The organism is Actinophytocola gossypii (assembly GCF_025165815.1).
Classification (GTDB): domain Bacteria; phylum Actinomycetota; class Actinomycetes; order Mycobacteriales; family Pseudonocardiaceae; genus Actinophytocola; species Actinophytocola gossypii.
Genome location: NZ_JAFFZE010000024.1, coordinates 32765 through 50680, shown reverse-complemented (window position 1 = coordinate 50680; position 17916 = coordinate 32765). Strand labels below are relative to the sequence as shown.

At 69.6% G+C, this 17916-nt stretch carries 12 protein-coding genes; 1 reads left to right on the top strand and 11 read right to left on the bottom strand.

The features are described from left to right. The first annotated feature begins 55 nt into the window (after positions 1–55). The gene (locus JT362_RS29635; RefSeq protein WP_260195142.1) at positions 56–520 is read left to right on the top strand and encodes a DUF1203 domain-containing protein; all 465 of its coding nucleotides are present in this window, start codon (positions 56–58) and stop codon (positions 518–520) included. 160 nt (positions 521–680) lie between these two features. Here JT362_RS29635 and JT362_RS29630 read toward each other — a convergent pair whose 3' ends face one another. The 11 genes from JT362_RS29630 to JT362_RS29580 form a co-directional block, all read right to left on the bottom strand. Then, positions 681–4580: a DNA-directed RNA polymerase subunit beta' gene (locus JT362_RS29630; RefSeq protein ID WP_260195141.1), complete on the bottom strand. Its 3900-nt coding sequence runs from the start codon at positions 4578–4580 to the stop codon at positions 681–683. 50 nt (positions 4581–4630) lie between these two features. Continuing rightward, the gene (gene rpoB / locus JT362_RS29625; RefSeq protein WP_260195140.1) at positions 4631–8122 is read right to left on the bottom strand and encodes a DNA-directed RNA polymerase subunit beta; all 3492 of its coding nucleotides are present in this window, start codon (positions 8120–8122) and stop codon (positions 4631–4633) included. A 293-nt stretch (positions 8123–8415) separates the two neighbouring features. Then, a complete protein-coding gene (locus JT362_RS29620) occupies positions 8416–9453 on the bottom strand; it encodes a DUF4106 domain-containing protein (protein ID WP_260195139.1) in 1038 nt (345 codons plus the stop codon). Positions 9454–9472: 19 nt separating this feature from the next. Beyond that, positions 9473–10078 (bottom strand): Rv1363c family protein, encoded by a 606-nt coding sequence (locus JT362_RS29615; RefSeq protein ID WP_260195138.1) that lies wholly within the window; start codon positions 10076–10078, stop codon positions 9473–9475. A 21-nt stretch (positions 10079–10099) separates the two neighbouring features. Continuing rightward, positions 10100–11371, bottom strand: a complete 1272-nt coding sequence (locus JT362_RS29610) for an MCE family protein (protein ID WP_260195137.1) — start codon at positions 11369–11371, stop codon at positions 10100–10102. Beyond that, a complete protein-coding gene (locus tag JT362_RS29605) occupies positions 11371–12546 on the bottom strand; it encodes an MCE family protein (protein WP_260195136.1) in 1176 nt (391 codons plus the stop codon). Before JT362_RS29605 ends, JT362_RS29610 begins: the two co-directional genes overlap by 1 nt. Then, on the bottom strand, positions 12543–13736 hold the full coding sequence (locus JT362_RS29600; RefSeq protein ID WP_260195135.1) for an MCE family protein: 1194 nt from the start codon (positions 13734–13736) through the stop codon (positions 12543–12545). The genes JT362_RS29605 and JT362_RS29600 overlap by 4 nt, the downstream gene beginning before the upstream one ends. Then, positions 13733–14716: an MCE family protein gene (locus tag JT362_RS29595; protein ID WP_260195134.1), complete on the bottom strand. Its 984-nt coding sequence runs from the start codon at positions 14714–14716 to the stop codon at positions 13733–13735. The genes JT362_RS29600 and JT362_RS29595 overlap by 4 nt, the downstream gene beginning before the upstream one ends. Beyond that, positions 14713–15747, bottom strand: a complete 1035-nt coding sequence (locus JT362_RS29590; RefSeq protein ID WP_260195133.1) for an MCE family protein — start codon at positions 15745–15747, stop codon at positions 14713–14715. Before JT362_RS29590 ends, JT362_RS29595 begins: the two co-directional genes overlap by 4 nt. Beyond that, a complete protein-coding gene (locus tag JT362_RS29585; protein WP_260195132.1) occupies positions 15744–17078 on the bottom strand; it encodes an MCE family protein in 1335 nt (444 codons plus the stop codon). Before JT362_RS29585 ends, JT362_RS29590 begins: the two co-directional genes overlap by 4 nt. Then, positions 17075–17914: an MlaE family ABC transporter permease gene (locus tag JT362_RS29580; RefSeq protein WP_260195131.1), complete on the bottom strand. Its 840-nt coding sequence runs from the start codon at positions 17912–17914 to the stop codon at positions 17075–17077. Before JT362_RS29580 ends, JT362_RS29585 begins: the two co-directional genes overlap by 4 nt. Positions 17915–17916: the final 2 nt, after the last annotated feature.

Sequence of the window (17916 nt, the reverse complement as noted above, 5' to 3'; positions counted from 1 at the left end):
GGACGAGGGCCGATTGTCGCCAGCGTGACGATTTGCGGAGCGTCAGGATGGCGCCATGACCACCGCCTTCCGCGTCCATGCCCTGCCCGCCGAGCTGCTGGACCGCCTCCGCGTCAGCGGCGTCGACGACCTCGGGAACGCCGTGGAGCGCCTGACCGCCGCCGGTGGCGAGCCCGTCCGCTGCTGCCTGCGCGACGCCGAGGCCGGCGAGGCGCTCCTGCTCTTCGGCTACCAGCCGCCACTTCCGGCCAGCCCCTACCGCGAGACCGGCGCCGTCTACGCCCACGCCGAACCCTGCGCCGGCCGGGCGCGGCTCGACGGGTACCCGCCGGCCTGGCGCGGGCGACCCCAGGTGCTCCGCGCCTACGACGATCGCGGCTGGATCCACGACGCCCGGGTGCACGACGGGCACGCCCCGGAGACCGTGGTCGCCGACCTGCTCGCCGACCCAGCGGTCGTACGCGTGCACAGCCGCAACGTCGCCTACGGCTGTTTCATGTTCACGATCACCCGTTCGTGAGCCTTCGCCAGCACTGCGGCCGATCCCGCGGTGCTCGTCGGCTCGTCGCCCATCCACGCGTTCGCCTCGATCACCACGTTCGTGTGGAGCGACATCACCCCAGCTGAGAAAGCCGGGAGCCCCCGACCAGCACGGTCGAGGGCTCCCGGGGAAACCGGTGTTACCGGTAGTCGCGGCCGAAGTCGTAGTCGTCCAGGGGGACGGCTGCGCCCGTGCCGGTACCGAACACGTCCGGGGTGTAGTAGCCGTCGTCGTAGCTCGGGATGGCGTAGGCGGCCACTCGGGCTTCCTCGGTCGGCTGGACCTGGATGTTGCGGTACTTGTTGATGCCGGTCCCCGCGGGGATCAGCTTGCCGATGATCACGTTCTCCTTCAGGCCGACCAGCTTGTCCGACCGGCCGTTGATGGCGGCGTCGGTCAGGACTCGCGTGGTCTCCTGGAAGGAGGCGGCGGACAGCCAGCTGTCCGTGGCCAGGGAGGCCTTCGTGATGCCCATCAGGACCGGGCGGCCCGAGGCCGGCTCGCCGCCCGCGGCGACGACCCGACGGTTCTCCGACTCGAAGTCGGCCCGCTCGACCAGGGCACCTGGCAGGAACTCCGCCGACCCGGAGTCGAGGATCGTGACCCGGCGCAGCATCTGCCGGACGATGACCTCGATGTGCTTGTCGTGGATCGACACGCCCTGTGCCCGGTACACCTTCTGGACCTCGTCCACCAGGTGCAGCTGGGCCTCCCTCGGCCCCATCACGCGCAGGACCTCGTGCGGGTCGGGCGTGCCCTCGAGCAGCTGCTGACCCACCGACACGTGGTCGCCGTCGGCCAGCGGACCGGTCGGCAGCACCGCCAGGCGCTGGCGCTTCGACAGCTTGTCGAAGATGATCTCCTCGCTCCCGTCGTCCGGGATCAGGGTGATCTTCCAGAACCGGTCGCCGTCCTCGATCCGCACCCGGCCGTCGACGTCGGCGATGGGCGCCTTGCCCTTCGGCACGCGGGCCTCGAACAGCTCCTGGACACGCGGCAGACCCGTGGTGATGTCGTCACCGGCGACGCCACCCTGGTGGAAGGTACGCATCGTCAGCTGCGTGCCCGGCTCACCGATGGACTGCGCCGCCACGATGCCGACCGCCTCGCCGACGTCCACCAGCTGGCCGGTCGCCATGGACCGCCCGTAGCAGGTGGCGCACACGCCGACCGCCGACTCGCAGGTCAGCACGCTGCGGACCTTGGCCTTCGTGACACCCGAGGTGATCAGCTTCTCGATCGCCGGGTCGCCGAGGTCGTCACCGCGGTTGAGCAGGACGTTGCCGTCCGCGTCGGTGACCTCGTCGGCGATCGTGCGCGCGTAGACGCTGGTCTCCACGTGCTGGTCACGCAGGACGGTGCCGTCCGGGGTGGCCTCGCCGATCGTCATGTTGATGCCGCGGGTGGTGCCGCAGTCGATCTCGCGCACGATGACGTCCTGCGACACGTCCACCAGACGCCGGGTCAGGTAACCCGAGTCGGCGGTACGCAGCGCGGTGTCGGCCAGACCCTTGCGGGCACCGTGCGTGGCGATGAAGTACTCCAGCACCGACAGGCCCTCACGGAAGTTGGCCTTGATCGGACGCGGGATGTACTCACCCTTCGGGTTGGACACCAGACCACGCATCCCGGCCAGCGACCGGACCTGGGTCATGTTGCCCGCCGCACCCGACTTCACGATCGTCGGGATCGGGTTGTCCTCCGGGAAGTTGGCCTCCATGGCCTCGGCGACCTCCTCGGTCGCCTGGCCCCAGACCTTGACCAGCTCGTTGTTGCGCTCCGCGTGGGAGAGCTGACCGCGCTGGTACCGCTTCTCGACGGCGTCGGCCTTCTTCTCGTACTCGTCCAGGATCTCCTGCTTGCGCGGCGGCACCACCACGTCCGAGATGGCGATGGTGACGCCGGAGCGGGTCGCCCAGTGGAAGCCGGCGTCCTTGAGCTTGTCCAGCGTCCGCGCCACGGTGACCATCGGGTACCGCTCGGCGAGGTCGTTCACGATCGCGGCCTGCCGCTTCTTCGGCATCGGCTCGTTCATGAACGGGTAGTCCTCCGGCAGGAGGTCGTTGAACAGCACCCGGCCCAGCGTGGTGCTGGCCAGCCACGGCTGACCCGGCTCCCAGCCCTCCGGCTTGTCGGCCGAGTTCGGCGCGCGGTCGGTGATCCGCACCTTGATCGGCGACTGCAGGTCGATCGCCTTGCGGTCGAAGGCCATGATCGCCTCGGCCGGCGAGGAGAACGCCAGGCCCGCGCCGACGCCGTCCTCCTTGAGCCGGGTGAGGTGGAACAGGCCGGTGACCATGTCCAGTCGCGGCATGGCCAGCGGACGGCCGGACGCCGGCGACAGGATGTTGTTCGACGACAGCATCAGCACCCGGGCCTCGGCCTGCGCCTCGGCCGACAGCGGCAGGTGCACCGCCATCTGGTCACCGTCGAAGTCGGCGTTGAACGCCTCGCAGACCAGCGGGTGCAGCTGGATGGCCTTGCCCTCCACCAGCTGCGGCTCGAAGGCCTGGATACCGAGGCGGTGCAGCGTCGGCGCGCGGTTGAGCATCACCGGGTGCTCGGTGATGACCTCTTCCAGCACGTCCCACACGGCCGGCCGCGCGCGCTCCACCATCCGCTTGGCGGACTTGATGTTCTGCGCGTGGTTCAGGTCGACCAGCCGCTTCATCACGAACGGCTTGAACAGCTCGAGCGCCATCGCCTTCGGCAGACCGCACTGGTGCAGCTTGAGCTGCGGGCCGACCACGATGACCGAACGGCCGGAGTAGTCGACGCGCTTGCCGAGCAGGTTCTGCCGGAACCGGCCCTGCTTGCCCTTGAGCAGGTCGGACAGCGACTTCAGCGGCCGGTTGCCCGGGCCGGTGACCGGACGACCGCGGCGGCCGTTGTCGAACAGCGCGTCGACGGCCTCCTGCAGCATCCGCTTCTCGTTGTTCACGATGATCTCGGGCGCGCCGAGGTCGATCAGCCGCTTGAGCCGGTTGTTCCGGTTGATCACGCGGCGGTACAGGTCGTTCAGGTCGGAGGTGGCGAACCGGCCACCGTCGAGCTGGACCATCGGCCGCAGGTCCGGCGGGATCACCGGGATGCAGTCGAGGACCATGCCCATCGGCGAGTTGCCGGTGGTGGAGAACGCCGCGACGACCTTGAGCCGCTTGAGGGCGCGGAGCTTCTTCTGCCCCTTGCCGTTGCGGATGGTGTCGCGCAGGTTCTCCGCCTCCGCCTCGACGTCGAAGTCGGCGGCGAGCTTCTGGATGGCCTCGGCGCCCATGGCACCGGTGAAGTAGTCGCCGTAGCGGTCGATGAGCTCGCGGTAGAGCACCTCGTCCGCGATCAGCTGCTTCGTGTCCAGCTTGGTGAAGGTGCTCCAGATCTCCTCGAGCCGGTCCAGCTCGCGCTGGGCCCGGTCGCGGAGCTGGCGCATCTCCCGCTCGCCGCCCTCCTTGACCTTGCGGCGGACGTCGCTCTTGGCACCCTCGGCCTCGAGCGCGGCCAGGTCGGCCTCGAGCTTCTGCGCCCTGGCCTCGATGTCGGAGTCGCGGCGGTTCTCGACCTGCTTGCGCTCGACCCCGATCTCGCTCTCCAGGGTCGACAGGTCCTCGTGCCGCTGCTCGGTGTTCACGCCGGTGATCACGTACGCGGCGAAGTAGATGATCTTCTCGAGGTCCTTCGGGGCCAGGTCGAGCAGGTAGCCCAGGCGCGAGGGCACGCCCTTGAAGTACCAGATGTGGGTGACCGGCGCGGCCAGCTCGATGTGGCCCATCCGCTCGCGGCGCACCTTGGCGCGGGTGACCTCGACGCCACAGCGCTCACAGATGATGCCCTTGAAGCGGACGCGCTTGTACTTGCCGCAGTAGCACTCCCAGTCCCGGGTGGGGCCGAAGATCTTCTCGCAGAAGAGTCCGTCCTTCTCGGGCTTGAGGGTCCGGTAGTTGATGGTCTCTGGCTTCTTCACCTCGCCGAAGGACCACTGGCGGATGTCGTCCGCGGTCGCCAGGCCGATGCGAAGCTCGTCGAAGAAGTTCACGTCAAGCACGTGGGGTCTTCCTTCTTTCCCTTAAAGCCAAAATCGAGGAGGCGGACAGCTCACTGCACGACGTCGTCGACGCTGGGCGACTCGTTCCTGGACAGGTTGATGCCCAGGTTCGCCGCCGCACGCTCGAGGTCCTCGTCGTCGCCGTCGCGCATCTCGATCGCGGCGCCGTCGCTGGAGAGGACCTCCACGTTCAGGCAGAGCGACTGCAGCTCCTTGAGCAGCACCTTGAACGACTCCGGAATGCCGGGCTCCGGAATGTTCTCGCCCTTGACGATGGCCTCGTAGACCTTGACCCGGCCGAGGACGTCGTCGGACTTGATCGTGAGCAGCTCCTGCAGCGTGTACGCGGCACCGTAGGCCTGCATCGCCCAGCACTCCATCTCACCGAAGCGCTGGCCACCGAACTGGGCCTTACCGCCGAGCGGCTGCTGGGTGATCATCGAGTACGGACCGGTCGACCGGGCGTGGATCTTGTCGTCCACCAGGTGGTGCAGCTTGAGGATGTACATGTAGCCGACCGCCACCGGGAACGGGAACGGCTCGCCGGAGCGCCCGTCGAACAGCGTCGCCTTGCCGTTGCCGCCGACCATCCGCTCGCCGTCCCGGTTGGGCTTGGTCGAGCCGAGCAGACCGGTGAGCTCGTGCTCCTTGGCGCCGTCGAACACCGGGGTCGCGGTGTGCGTGCCCGGCTGCACCTCGTACAGGTCCTCCGGCAGGTCCTTCGCCCAGTCCGGGTTGCCCTCGATCTTCCAGCCCTGGGAGGCCAGCCAGCCGAGGTGCAGCTCGAGGATCTGGCCGATGTTCATCCGTCGCGGCACACCGTGGGTGTTCAGCACGACGTCGACCGGGGTGCCGTCCGGCATGAACGGCATGTCCTCGGCGGGCAGCACCTTGCCGATGACGCCCTTGTTGCCGTGCCGGCCGGCGAGCTTGTCGCCGTCCTGGATCTTGCGCTTCTGCGCCACGTACACCCGGACCAGCTCGTTCACGCCCGGGGGCAGCTCGTCCTCGTCCTCGCGGGAGAACACCCGGATGCCGATGACCTTGCCGGTCTCGCCGTGCGGCACCTTCAGCGAGGTGTCGCGGACCTCGCGCGCCTTCTCGCCGAAGATCGCGCGGAGCAGGCGCTCCTCCGGGGTCAGCTCGGTCTCGCCCTTCGGGGTGACCTTGCCGACCAGGATGTCGCCGTCGCCGACCTCGGCACCGATGCGGATGATGCCGCGCTCGTCGAGGTCGGCCAGGACCTCCTCGGAGACGTTCGGGATGTCCCGGGTGATCTCCTCGGCACCGAGCTTGGTGTCGCGGGCGTCGATCTCGTGCTCCTCGATGTGGATCGAGGTGAGCACGTCGTCCTGGATGAGCCGCTGCGAGATGACGATGGCGTCCTCGTAGTTGTGGCCCTCCCACGGCATGACCGCGACGAGCAGGTTCTTGCCGAGCGCCATCTCACCGTTCTCGGTGCACGGCCCGTCGGCGATGACCTGGCCCTGCTGGACCCGGTCGCCCTCGGACACGATCGGCCGCTGGTTCACGCAGGTGCCCTGGTTGGACCGGCGGAACTTGTGCAGCGCGTACGTGCGGCGGGAGCCGTCGTCGGCCATCACCGTGATGAAGTCGGCGGACAGCTCCTCGACCACACCGTCCTTCTCGGCCACCACGACGTCGCCGGCGTCGACCGCGGCCCGCAGCTCGGTGCCGGTGCCGACCAGCGGCGACTCGCTGCGCAGCAGCGGCACGGCCTGACGCTGCATGTTCGCGCCCATCAGCGCGCGGTTGGCGTCGTCGTGCTCGAGGAACGGGATCATCGCGGTCGCGACGGAGACCATCTGCCTCGGCGAGACGTCCATGTAGTCCACGTCGAACGGCTCGATGAACTCGACCTCGCCGCCCTTCTTGCGGACCAGGACGCGGTCCTCGGCGAAGTGGCCCAGCTCGTCGAGCGGCGCGTTGGCCTGCGCGATGACGTGCCGGTCCTCCTCGTCGGCGGTCAGGTAGTCGATCTGGTCGGTGACCTGACCCTCGATGACCTTCCGGTACGGCGACTCGATGAAGCCGAACGGGTTGACCCGGCCGTAGCTGGACAGCGAGCCGATCAGGCCGATGTTCGGGCCTTCCGGCGTCTCGATCGGGCACATCCGGCCGTAGTGGCTGTGGTGGACGTCCCGGACCTCCATGCCGGCGCGCTCACGGGACAGACCGCCCGGGCCGAGCGCGTTGAGCCGGCGCTTGTGCGTCAGGCCCGCGATCGGGTTGGTCTGGTCCATGAACTGGGACAGCTGCGAGGTGCCGAAGAACTCCTTGATCGCGGCCACCACGGGGCGGATGTTGATCAGGGTCTGCGGCGTGATGGCCTCGACGTCCTGGGTGGTCATCCGCTCGCGGACGACGCGCTCCATGCGGGACAGGCCGACCCGGATCTGGTTCTGGATCAGCTCGCCGACCGTGCGGATGCGCCGGTTGCCGAAGTGGTCGATGTCGTCGACCTCGACCGGCACCTCCTTGCCGTCGATCGTCATCGACGTCTCGCCGGCGTGCAGGCGGACCAGGTACTCGATCGTGGTGACGATGTCGTCCTCGGTGAGGACGCCCTGGTCCTGCGGCAGGCTCAGGCCGAGCTTCTTGTTGGCCTTGTACCGGCCGACCTTGGCCAGGTCGTACCGCTTGTCCTTGAAGAACAGGTTCTCCAGCAGCGTCTGCGCGGACTCCTTGGTCGGCGGCTCGCCGGGGCGCAGCTTGCGGTAGATGTCGAGCAGCGCCTCGTCGGTGCCGGCGGTGTGGTCCTTCTCCAGGGTGGCCAGCAGCGTCTCGGAGAAGTGGAACCGCTCGCGGATGGCCTCGGTGGTCCAGCCGAGGGCCTTGAGCAGCACGGTGACCGGCTGACGGCGCTTGCGGTCGATCCGGACGCCGACGGTGTCGCGCTTGTCGACGTCGAACTCCAGCCACGCACCGCGGCTGGGGATGACCTTGACGCTGTAGACGTCCTTGTCGGTGGTCTTGTCGACGCTGGTGTCGAAGTAGACGCCGGGCGAGCGGACGAGCTGGGAGACCACGACACGCTCGGTGCCGTTGATGATGAAGGTGCCCTTGTCCGTCATGACCGGGAAGTCACCCATGAACACCGTCTGGCTCTTGATCTCGCCAGTGGAGTGGTTGGTGAACTCGGCGGTCACGAAGAGTGGCGCCGCGTAGGTCATGTCCTTGTCCTTGCACTCCTCGGTCGAGGCCTTGACCTCGTCGAAGCGCGGGTCGGAGAAGGAGAGGGACATCGAGCCGGAGAAATCCTCGATCGGCGAGATCTCGTTCAGGACCTCTTCGAGGCCGCCGACCGGGTTCTCGTCGCCGGCGTCGACGCGGCGCTGGAACCACGCCTCGTCGCCGGTGAACCACTGGAACGATTGGGTCTGCAGGTCGAGCAGATTGGGTGTGCTGAGAGGCTCACGGATCTTCGCGAACGAGACCCGGAGGGGCGCTCCAGGGATACCCGAGTTCGACATGGTGGAGTTGGTCGCAGCAGTGGCCTTGGTCGCGCGGGAGACTGCCAAGATGCGTCCTTCCAGGACTATGTGCGGTCGAGCAGCCTTGTTAGCAACTGTAACTAAGCTGGTCAGGGGTGCGGTCGTGCCCAACAGTCTAGGGCATGCGAAAGTGGGCAGCGCAAAGGGGCAGTCTAGCCGGTTAGCCGGCGACTGTCCAGGCCCGCACTCAACCGTCCTCCCACCGATGGTCCGCGCGCTCGGTGACTAGCGTGACCCCGCGACGTCGGTGAGTCAAGATGCCGCGCCAGGATCTCATCGCGTTTCCGGCCCGACGTCAGCGGATGTTCAGCGGGACTTGCTCAGCACTTGGGTGCGGACTCGCCGTTGACCAGGGCCTGGTCGAACATGTTGAAGCCGGTGATCTTCCAGGTGTCGCCCTCGCGGTGGGCCGAGACGCCGATCATGGCGTCGCCGCCGCCGGACTTGTTCGTGTCGACTCGGGTGGAGACCTGGTCGATGAAGACCAGTGCCTCGGCGCGGTCGCCGTCGAGGCGGACCACGCCGATGTCGCGGACCGCGGTGGCGATGATGATCTTCTGCTTCGGGGCGAGCTTCTTGATCTGGCCGAAGAGCTGGTCGTACTCGCAGCGGGCCGTGCCGGCCAGCACAGACTCGACGGCCCGCTGGGTGCTGGCGAGGTCGGTGTAGTTGTAGCTGAACGTGTCCTCGATGGCCGAGGTCAGCTGGCCGATCACCTCGCTGGTGGTGGCCGAGTCGGTCAGCGCGGTGTTGTTGTCGGCGCTGTGCACGGCCTGGGCTTCGCCGCGGAACCAGAAGCCGAGGCCGGCGATCACGACGGCCACCAGGGCGAGGACGCCGGCCACGGCGTACCGGTTGACGGTGCTCCGGCGGGGGGCGGTGGCGGGCTCGCGGGCGGCGGCCTCGGCCTCGGCGGCGGTGAGGTCGGCGGGACGGGCCGTGCCGGCGGCGCGGCGCTTGCCGGCGGGACGGTGGGTCGGCTCGGGGGCCTCGGGCTGCGCGGACTCGGACTCGGACGCGGGCTGGGCTGGCTCGGGCTGGGCCGGCTCGGGGTCGGCGGGCTCGGCGGGCTCGGCGTCTTCGAGGTCGGTGGGCTCGGGGTCCTCGGTGGGCTCGGTCCACTCGTCGGGGCCGGGAGCGTACGACTCGCGCGACGGGAACGTACGACTCGCGGGACGGGAAGGTACGACTCGCGGGGGGTCCTGGGGGTCGAGGGTGCCGGAGACGGACCCGTGCTCGGGGGGCTCGGCGGGGGTGTCGGGGGGTGGGGTGGGGCGGTTGTGGCCGGCTACCTTGCGGCGGCGGACGGGTGGGGTCTGGGACGGGTTCGGGGTCGGGCGGCGGCGTGAGGGGGGCACGGCTCGGGGTCCTTTCGGGCTACTGGCCGGGCGGGGCGTACGGGACCGGGCCGATGGCGTCGAGCTTCCAGCCTGCGTCGGTGCGGGTCAGGCTGGCCTCGATGCGCAGGTACTTCTGGGTCGGCTCGCCGTCCCCGTTGGACACCGTGGTGGCGACCGCGGCTATCACGGTGGCCTTGCCGGCGCGCTCGTCGAGTTCGCGGACGGCGGCCGAGCGGATCTCCGCCTTGCTGACCGCCTTCGCGTCGCGGATCTGCTGCTTGTTCTCCTCGGTGAGCTTGGTGACCTCGTCGTGCAGGGTGCCGGTGGTGGCGTCGGCCCAGTTCGCCAGGTGCTCGTCGACCTCGCGGTGGTCCATCGTGTTCATCGTGACGATCGCGGCCTGGGCCACCCGGTCGACCTCGTCGCGGGCGCGGGAGTACTCCAGGCCGTCGTCGTTGGCGGCCTGGACCCAGGCGACGCCGAACCAGCCGGCCACCGCGACCGAGGCGACCAGCAGCGCGACCGCGGCGGTCAGCACGATCGCCGGCAGCTTCGACGAGCGGGCCGGCTCCTCGGCGGCCGGGTCGTCCTGGTCGCGGGCGGGCTCGGCGCCGTCCGGGTCGTGGTCGGCCGGGGAAGTCATAACACTCCAGGGTAAGGGCGGTCAGCCGGGCAGTCCGAGCAGGGCGGCCAGGCTGGGCTGGTCGGCACCCGGCAGGGTCAGCGTGCCGGGCAGGCTACCCGGCGCGAGCGCGGCGTTCGGCGTCCCGCCGCCGGGGGCTGGTTCGCCATGCGGCTGCTCCGGCGGCTGCTGGGGCTGGCCACCGTAGGGCGCGTTGGCCGAGCCGCGCACGTTGATCGGGCTGCCGGGCGGCTCGGCGCAGTAGGTGTTCGGCGGCACCGGGTCGCCGGTGCTGGAGCCGTCGGTGCCGTCATGTCTGCGGGTCCCCTCGTAGCCGCGCACGCACGGCGGCGGGTTGAACAGGTTGAGCACGAGCCCGAGGTGCACCTGGCCGGGGTCCGCGCCGAGCAGGCCCTGCCCGGACGCGCTGAACAGCGGGTACGACACCAGCGCGTACTCCAGGCCGTCCTTGCGCAGGGCGAGCATGTCCGAGGTCGTCAGCAGGTTCGCGAACAGCGTCGACAGCCCTGGCCCCGATTCGCGGAGCAGGTTGGTCACCGCGTTCGCGGCCTTCGGGGTGGACTCGATCAGCCGGCGCAGGTCGGGGTCGGAGCTCCTGAGCTGCTCGGACAGCAGGGCGAGGTCGCCGGCGAACGACTTGATGTTGCCGGCCTGCTCGTTCTGGGTGTCCAGCACGGTGCCGCCGTCGTTGATCAGCGCGATCGTCTCCGGCAGGTGCTCGGTGGCCATCCTGGTGAAGTCGGTGGTGCTGTCGAGCAACACCCGCAGGTCGTCGCCGGTGCCGGCGAACGCCAGGTTCAGCTCGTCGACCACGGTCCGCAGCGACTCGGTCGGCACCGAGCTGGCCAGCGCGTCCAGATCGCGGATCAGCACGTCGGTGCGCACCGGGGTGCTGCTGCGCTCGGCGTCGATCTGGGACGCGGCGGACAGGTACGGGCCGGAGTCGTCCCTCGGCCGCAGGTCGACGTACTGCTCGCCGACCGCGGACCGGTTGGCCACCACGGCGTCCAGGTCGGCCGGGATCGGCGGCGCCTCCGGGTCGATCTCCAGGTCGACCTGCAGGCCGTCCTCGGTGAGCCGGATCTCGCCGACCCGGCCGACGTTGTACCCGCGGTAGGTGACCTCGGCGTTGCTGAAGATGCCGCCGGACTCCTCCAGGTTCAGCTTCACCGTGTAGCCGTCGGCGCCGAACACCTTGCCGAGGTCGGTGAACCGGAACAGCGCGTACACCACCGCGACCACCGCGATCACGAAGAACGCGACGACCTGCAACCGCACTCGCTTGGTCAGCATCAGCCACCCCCGCCGAGGATGCCGTCGAGAATCCCCGCCAGCCCGCCGGGGTTGCCACCGGAACCGCCGTCGGACGGGGTGCCGCCGATGACCGGCACGTCCAGCTGGGGCCCGCCGGCGCCCTCCTGCCCGCCGACCAGGTCACCGACGATCGGCACGTCCTCCAGCGGGTTGCGCCTGCTGCGGGACAGGTTGTCGATGATCGTTCGCAGGTTCAGGTCCATCTTCAGGTACAGGTTGAAGTAGTCGCCCTCGACGCCCTGCACCGCCTCGTCGGTGAACGGGATCGTGAACAGCAGCTCCAGCGCCTTGGGCAGGTTCGCACCGGCCTCGCCGAGCTTGCGCAGGGTCGGCGTGAGCGCCTTGAGGTCGGCGACCAGGTCCTCCTGGGCGGAGTTCACGGTGTCCACCGCCACGTCGGACAGCGACTGCAGTGCCTGCAGCATGGTGACCAGCTGGGTGCGCTGGTTGGTGAGCACCTCCAGGCCGGGCCCGAGGGTGTCGATCGCGCCGGCCAGCCGGTCCTTCTCGTCCCGGAGGGTGGCGGCCAGCTTGTTGACCCCGTCGATCGCGCGGGTGATGTCGGACTTGCTCTCGTCCAGGGTCGCCACCAGCGTGTCGACGCTGTTCAGGGTGCGCCGGATGTCGGTCTCGTTGCCGGCCAGGGCCGCGTTGAGCTCCTGGGAGATGTTCTGCAGCTGCTCGACGCCGCCACCGTTGAGCAGCATCGACAGCGCGCCGAGCACCTCCTCGACGTCGGTGTTGCGGTTGGTGCGCTCCAGGGGGATCAGCGCGCCGTCGTCGAGGCGGCCGCGGACCTTTTCCGGCGGCGGCGCGGACAGCTGCACGTACTTCTCCCCCAGCAGGCTCGACTGGCGCAGCATGGCCAGCGCGTTGGCCGGGAGCTCGACGTCGCGGTTGACCCGCATGGTGACCTCGGCGGTCCAGCCGTCCGGGGCGAGGGTGATCTCCTCGACCCGGCCGACGGCGACCTCGTTGACCTTCACCGCTGACTGCGGAACCAGGTCGAGCACGTCCCGGAACCTGGCCTTGACCGTGTACGGGTTCTCGCCGAGGTCGGCGCCGCCGGGCAGCGGCAGGTCGTAGATGCCGGTGAACGAGGAGCAGCCGGACAGGGCGAGCACCGCGGCCAGCACGGCGACCAGGCGCTTCATCGGCTGCCACCCTCTTCCATGCCGTAGACCTGCGCGAGCGGCAGCGGGATGGGCGGCATCTCGCCGGCCTCCAGCGCGGTGATGATCTCCTGCGTGGACGGCAGCGGCACCAGGCCCTCGACCACCGGCGCGAGGGTGTCGCAGGTGTCGGCCAGGGTCGGCGGCAGCTCGGCCGGGGTGCCCTGGCGGACCAGCCGGCAGATCATCACGATCGGCGGCTGGGACAGCTCGTTGAGGTCGGGGCGGGCGTCGAGGGTGCCGGACGAGCCGTTGTAGGCGTTGATGATGTTGGACAGCGCGACCGGCGCCACGTCGAGCACCTCGGCGAGCGCGGCCCGCTGGTCGACCAGCACCTGGGTCACCGACGCCAGCTTGTCGACGTTCGACTTGAGCCGGGTGCGGTTGTCGTCGATGAACCGCTGCACGGCGCCGAGCGCGACACCGAGCTGCTTGACCGCGGCGCCCAGGTCGCCGCGCTCGTCGGCGAGGAACGAGGCGACGTCGGCGGCCTGCTCGCTGAACCTGTTCACCTGCTCGTCGGACGCGGCCAGCGCGGAGGTGAACTTCTGCAGGTTGTCGACGGTGGCGAACAGGTCCTGGTCACTGCCGGACAGCGTGTCGGCCAGCTTGGACAGCTGGGTGATCGTCTTGTTCAGCGCCGCGCCGTTGCCGTCGAGGTTCGCCGCGGCCGTGTCCAGCAGGTCGGACAGGGCGCCGTCCGCGTTCGCGCCGTTGGGGCCCAGCGTGCGGCTGACCCGGTTGAGGCTCGCGTACAGCTCGTCGACCTCCAGCGGGGTCGCGGTGCGCTCGCGGTCCAGCACGGTGCCCTCGGCCATCACCGGGCCGCCGGTGTAGGCGGGGGCGAACTGCACGTACCGGTCGCTGACCAGGGACGGCGCGACGATCACGGCCTTGGCGGTGGACGGGATGTCGACGGACCGGTCGACCAGCATCTCCACCCGCACCAGGTCGCCCCTGGGCTCGACCGAGTCCACGTGGCCGACCTTCACGCCGAGCACCCGCACGTCGTTGTCCTCGTAGAGGCCGACGACGCCGGTGAACACCGCCGCGTAGCGCCGCTGGTTGGCGTCCAGCAGCACCCACCAGAGCGCGGCGGCCACCACCAGCGCCAGCACGATCGCGATGGTGACGCCGCGGGTCAGGTCCCGACCGAGGCGGGTGGCGCTCATGCCAGACACCCCTTCGGGTTGATCGAGCCCGTGGACGGCGGGACGAGGCCGCAGATGTAGTTGTCGAACCAGCGGCCGTTGCCGACGGCGTTGTTGAACAGGCGCACGAACGGCGCCATGTTCTGGATGCCCTGGCTCAGCGCGTCCCGGTTCCGCATCAGCATGCCGGTCAGCTGGTCGAGGCTGTCCAGCACCGGCCCCAGCTGCTCGTTGTTGTCGTCGACCAGGCCCTTGAGCTCGGTGGCGAGCCGCTGGGTGCCCTCCAGCAGCGCGCTGATCGCGTCCCGGCGCTTGGACACCTCGTCGAGCAGCAGGTTGCCGTCCTCCAGCAGCTTGACCACCTCGGCGTCCCGGTCGGCGAGGGTCCTGCTGATCTTCTTGGTGTTGTCGAGCAGCTGGGCGAGCTGGGCGTCCCGCGAGGAGATCGTCTTCGACAGCGCCTGCAGGCCGGTCAGCGCGCCCTTCACGTCGTCCGGGGTGTCGGCGAACGTGTCGGCGATGACCTCGAAGCTCTGCGCGAGCTGGACGGTGTCGATCCGGTTCGTGGTCTCGGCGAGCCCGCGGAACGCCTCCAGCACGTCGTAGGGCGCGGTGGTGCGGGCCAGCGGGATGCGGTCGGCCGGGTCGAGCACCTCGCGGCCGTCGGGGGCGAGCGACAGGTACTTCTGCCCCAGCACGGTCTTGATCTTGATGGCGGCCGAGGACCGGTCGCCGAGCCAGGCGTCCTTCACCTTGAACGTCACGACCACGCGGTCGCCGTCCAGCTCGACGTCGTTCACCTCGCCGACCTTGACCCCGGCGATCCGCACCTCGTCGTCCGGCTGCAGCCCGGCGGCCTCGGAGAACTCGGCGCTGTAGCTGGTGCCGCCGCCGATGATCGGCAGGTCGTCGCTGAACATGGCCACGGTGAACGCGAGCCCGAGCACGACGAGCCCGGCGATCCCGATCGGGATGGGGTTGCGGGAGCTGAACGATCTCACCGGGTGCACCTCCCCGCGGCCGCCTCGGAGAGCGGGACGTCGATCGGCTCGGTGATGATCCCCGGGATGGCGACCGAGCCCTCCATCGAGCAGAGGTAGAAGTTGAACCAGGAGCCGTGGCTGACCGTGCGGGTCAGCTTCGCGGTCTTCTCCGGCAGGAACTGGATGAAGTGCTCCACCACCTGCTCGCTGTCGTTGAGGTTGTTGACCAGGCCGCCGAGCGCGTCGATGTCCTTCTTCAGCGGCTCGCGGGCCTCGTCGAGCAGGCCGGAGGTGGTGTTCGCGAGCCCGCCGAGCGCGTCGATCGCGTCGCCGATCGGCTCGCGGTCCTGAGCCAGCCCGGACACCAGCCGCTGGACCTGCACGACCAGGTCGGAGAGCTTGTCGCCGCGGGAGTTGATGGTCTCCAGCGCGGTGTTGAGGTTGTCGATGACCTGGCCGATGACCTGGTCCTTCTCGGCGATCGTCGAGGTCAGCGACGCGGTGTGGGCGAGCAGCGACTCGACGGTGCCGCCCTCCCCCTGCAGGACCTGGATGATCTCGTAGGACAGCTGGTTGACGTCGTCCGGGGACAGCGCGCGGAACAGCGGCTTGAACCCGTTGAACAGCTCGGTCAGGTCCAGCGCGGGCCTGGTCTGGTCGATCGGGATCGTCTCCCCCGGCTCCAGCACGTCGTTGGGGTCGCCGCCCGCGCCCTGACCGAGCGAGACGTAGCGCTGGCCGATCAGGTTGCGGAACTTGATCTGCGCGGTGACCGACGCCGGCAGCGTGCGCTTCGCGTCGACCTCGAACTCGACCTGGGCCTGGGTGCGGTCGACGATGCTGACCTCCTCGACCTGCCCGACCCGTACGCCGGCGATCCGCACGTCGTCGCCGGGCTCCAGCTGGGTGGCGTCGGTGAACCGGGCCAGATAGGTGTCGGTCGAGCTGAGGTTGACGTTGGCGATGCTGATCGCGAGCACGGCGGTGGCGGCCACCGTGACCACGGTGAAGATGGCCAGCTTGACCAGCGGCGCGACGATGCCCCTCACTTGAACGTCACCTCCGCCCCCCGGTAGAGCGGGCCGACCAGCAGGCTCGACCAGGCCGGCACGTCCGACGGCTCGACGCCGAGGCTCGGCGCCAGGAGCTGGGCGAGGAAGTCCCGCTCGGCCGGTGAGTTCGGCAGCGAGCCAGAGCCGGTCGCGGAGGATGGCGCGGTGTTCGACGGCGGCAGGACGCCGTCCTGGACGGAGCGGTTGGCCGGGCCGTGCGAGGTGCCGTCTCGCAGCGGGCCGTCCGGGGGCTGGTCGGGGAACGGGGTCGGGAACTCGTCCGGGTCGTAGCAGCGCGGGCCGCGGTGCTCGTCGAACTCGGGCTCGTCCTTGCCCGGCTCGTACGGGCCCTTGTTGACCACGACCTCGATCGTCGCGTGCAGGCCCGGCTTGTCGGTGCCGCGGCCGAACACCGGGGCGGCGAGGTCGACCAGGCCGGCCATCTGCTCCAGGAAGCACGGGTAGGACGGCGAGTACCTGGCCAGCAGCTCCAGGGTGTCCCGGGAGCTGTCGGACAGCCGGATCAGGTTGTCGGAGTTGGCCCGCAGGAAGGACTCCAGATCGCGGCTGGACGTGGTCAGGTCGGCGAACAGGGCGCGCAGGTTCGCGCGCTGCTCGTGCACGGTCCGGGAGGTCACCGAGAGGTCCTCGAGCGCGGCAACGAAGTCCGGCACCGCCTCGGTGTAGGTGTCGCTGACCTCGACCAGGGCCTCCAGGTCCTCGGTGAGCTGCGGCACGTGCGGGTTGATCTCGTCGACCAGCTTGCCCAGGTCGACCAGGGTCCGGCCGAGCTGCTCGCCCCGGCCCTCCAGCGCGGTCGAGATGGCGGTCAGCGTGGTCGACAGCTTCTGCGGCTGCACCGCCTGGAGCACCGGCAGCAGGTGGTCCAGGGCCTGCGACAGCTCCACCGCGGGCGCCGAGCGGTCCTGCTCGATCCGGTCACCCTCGCTCAGGGTCGCCTCGACGGGGTCCTCGGGGATCTGCAGCGCCACGTACCGGTCGCCGAACAGGGTCTTCGGGATGAACCGGGCGGAGACGTTGCGCGGGATCACGTCGACCTTGTCCGGGTCGAGCGCGAGTTGCAGCTCGGCGCCCTGGGCGGTCGGGGTGATCTCGCGGATCTCGCCGACGAGCAGCCCGCGGACCTTCACGTCGCCGCGCACGTCGAGCTGGTTGCCGACCTCGTCGGTGCTCAGCGTCACCCGCACCACCGGGCTGAACGCCTTGTTGTAGACCGCGACGGACAGGCCGACCAGCGCCGCGATCACCACGATGAAGCCGACGCCGAGCAGCCGGCGCCGGATCGTTGCCATTCTGGTCGACCTCATCCGGCGATCCTCACGGTGATGTTCGTGCCCCAGACGGCGAAGCCGATGAAGAAGTTCAGCAGCGCCGCGGTGACGATCGTGGTCCGCACCGACCGGCCCACCGCGATGCCGACGCCGGCCGGGCCGCCGGACGCGCGGTAGCCGTAGTAGCAGTGCACCAGGATGATCACGATCGCGAAGATGAGCACCTTCCCGAAGGACCAGAACACGTCCTCCGGGGGTAGGAACAGGTTGAAGTAGTGGTCGTATGTGCCGGCCGACTGCCCGTAGAAGTAGACGATGATCGTTCTGGACGCCAGGTAGGACGACAGCAGGCCGATGATGTAGAGCGGGATCACCGCGATGAAGCCGGCGATGATCCTGGTCGTCACCAGGAACGGCAGGCTCGGCACGCCCATCACCTCGAGCGCGTCGATCTCCTCGGAGATCCGCATGGCGCCGAGCTGCGCGGTGAACCCGGCGCCGACCGTGGCCGACAGCGCGAGCCCCGCCACCAGCGGCGCGATCTCGCGGGTGTTGATGTAGGCCGAGGCGAACCCGGACAGCGCCGCGGTGCCGAGCTGGTCGAGCGCGGCGTAGCCCTGCAGGCCGACGACCGTGCCGGTGAAGACGGTCAGGCCGACCATCACGCCGATCGTGCCGCCGATGACCGCGAGCGCGCCGGAGCCGAAGCTGACCTCGGCCAGGATCCGCAACGTCTCCCGCAGGTAGCGGCGCAGCGTGCGCGGGATCCAGGCGAGCGCGCGCAGGTAGAACGACAGCTGGTCGCCGAGGGTGTCGAGCCAGTTCAGCGGCGCGTTCGCGACGCGCCTCGCGGTGTCCCCGATGGAGGGCATGG

Coding starts and splice junctions, on each gene's coding strand:
- JT362_RS29635 (WP_260195142.1), top strand. CDS start 56: ATGACCACCGCCTTCCGCGTCCATGCCCTGCCCGCCGAGCTGCTGGAC.
- JT362_RS29615 (WP_260195138.1), bottom strand. CDS start 10,078: ATGACTTCCCCGGCCGACCACGACCCGGACGGCGCCGAGCCCGCCCGC.
- JT362_RS29610 (WP_260195137.1), bottom strand. CDS start 11,371: ATGCTGACCAAGCGAGTGCGGTTGCAGGTCGTCGCGTTCTTCGTGATC.
- JT362_RS29605 (WP_260195136.1), bottom strand. CDS start 12,546: ATGAAGCGCCTGGTCGCCGTGCTGGCCGCGGTGCTCGCCCTGTCCGGC.
- JT362_RS29600 (WP_260195135.1), bottom strand. CDS start 13,736: ATGAGCGCCACCCGCCTCGGTCGGGACCTGACCCGCGGCGTCACCATC.
- JT362_RS29585 (WP_260195132.1), bottom strand. CDS start 17,078: ATGAGGTCGACCAGAATGGCAACGATCCGGCGCCGGCTGCTCGGCGTC.
- JT362_RS29580 (WP_260195131.1), bottom strand. CDS start 17,914: ATGCCCTCCATCGGGGACACCGCGAGGCGCGTCGCGAACGCGCCGCTG.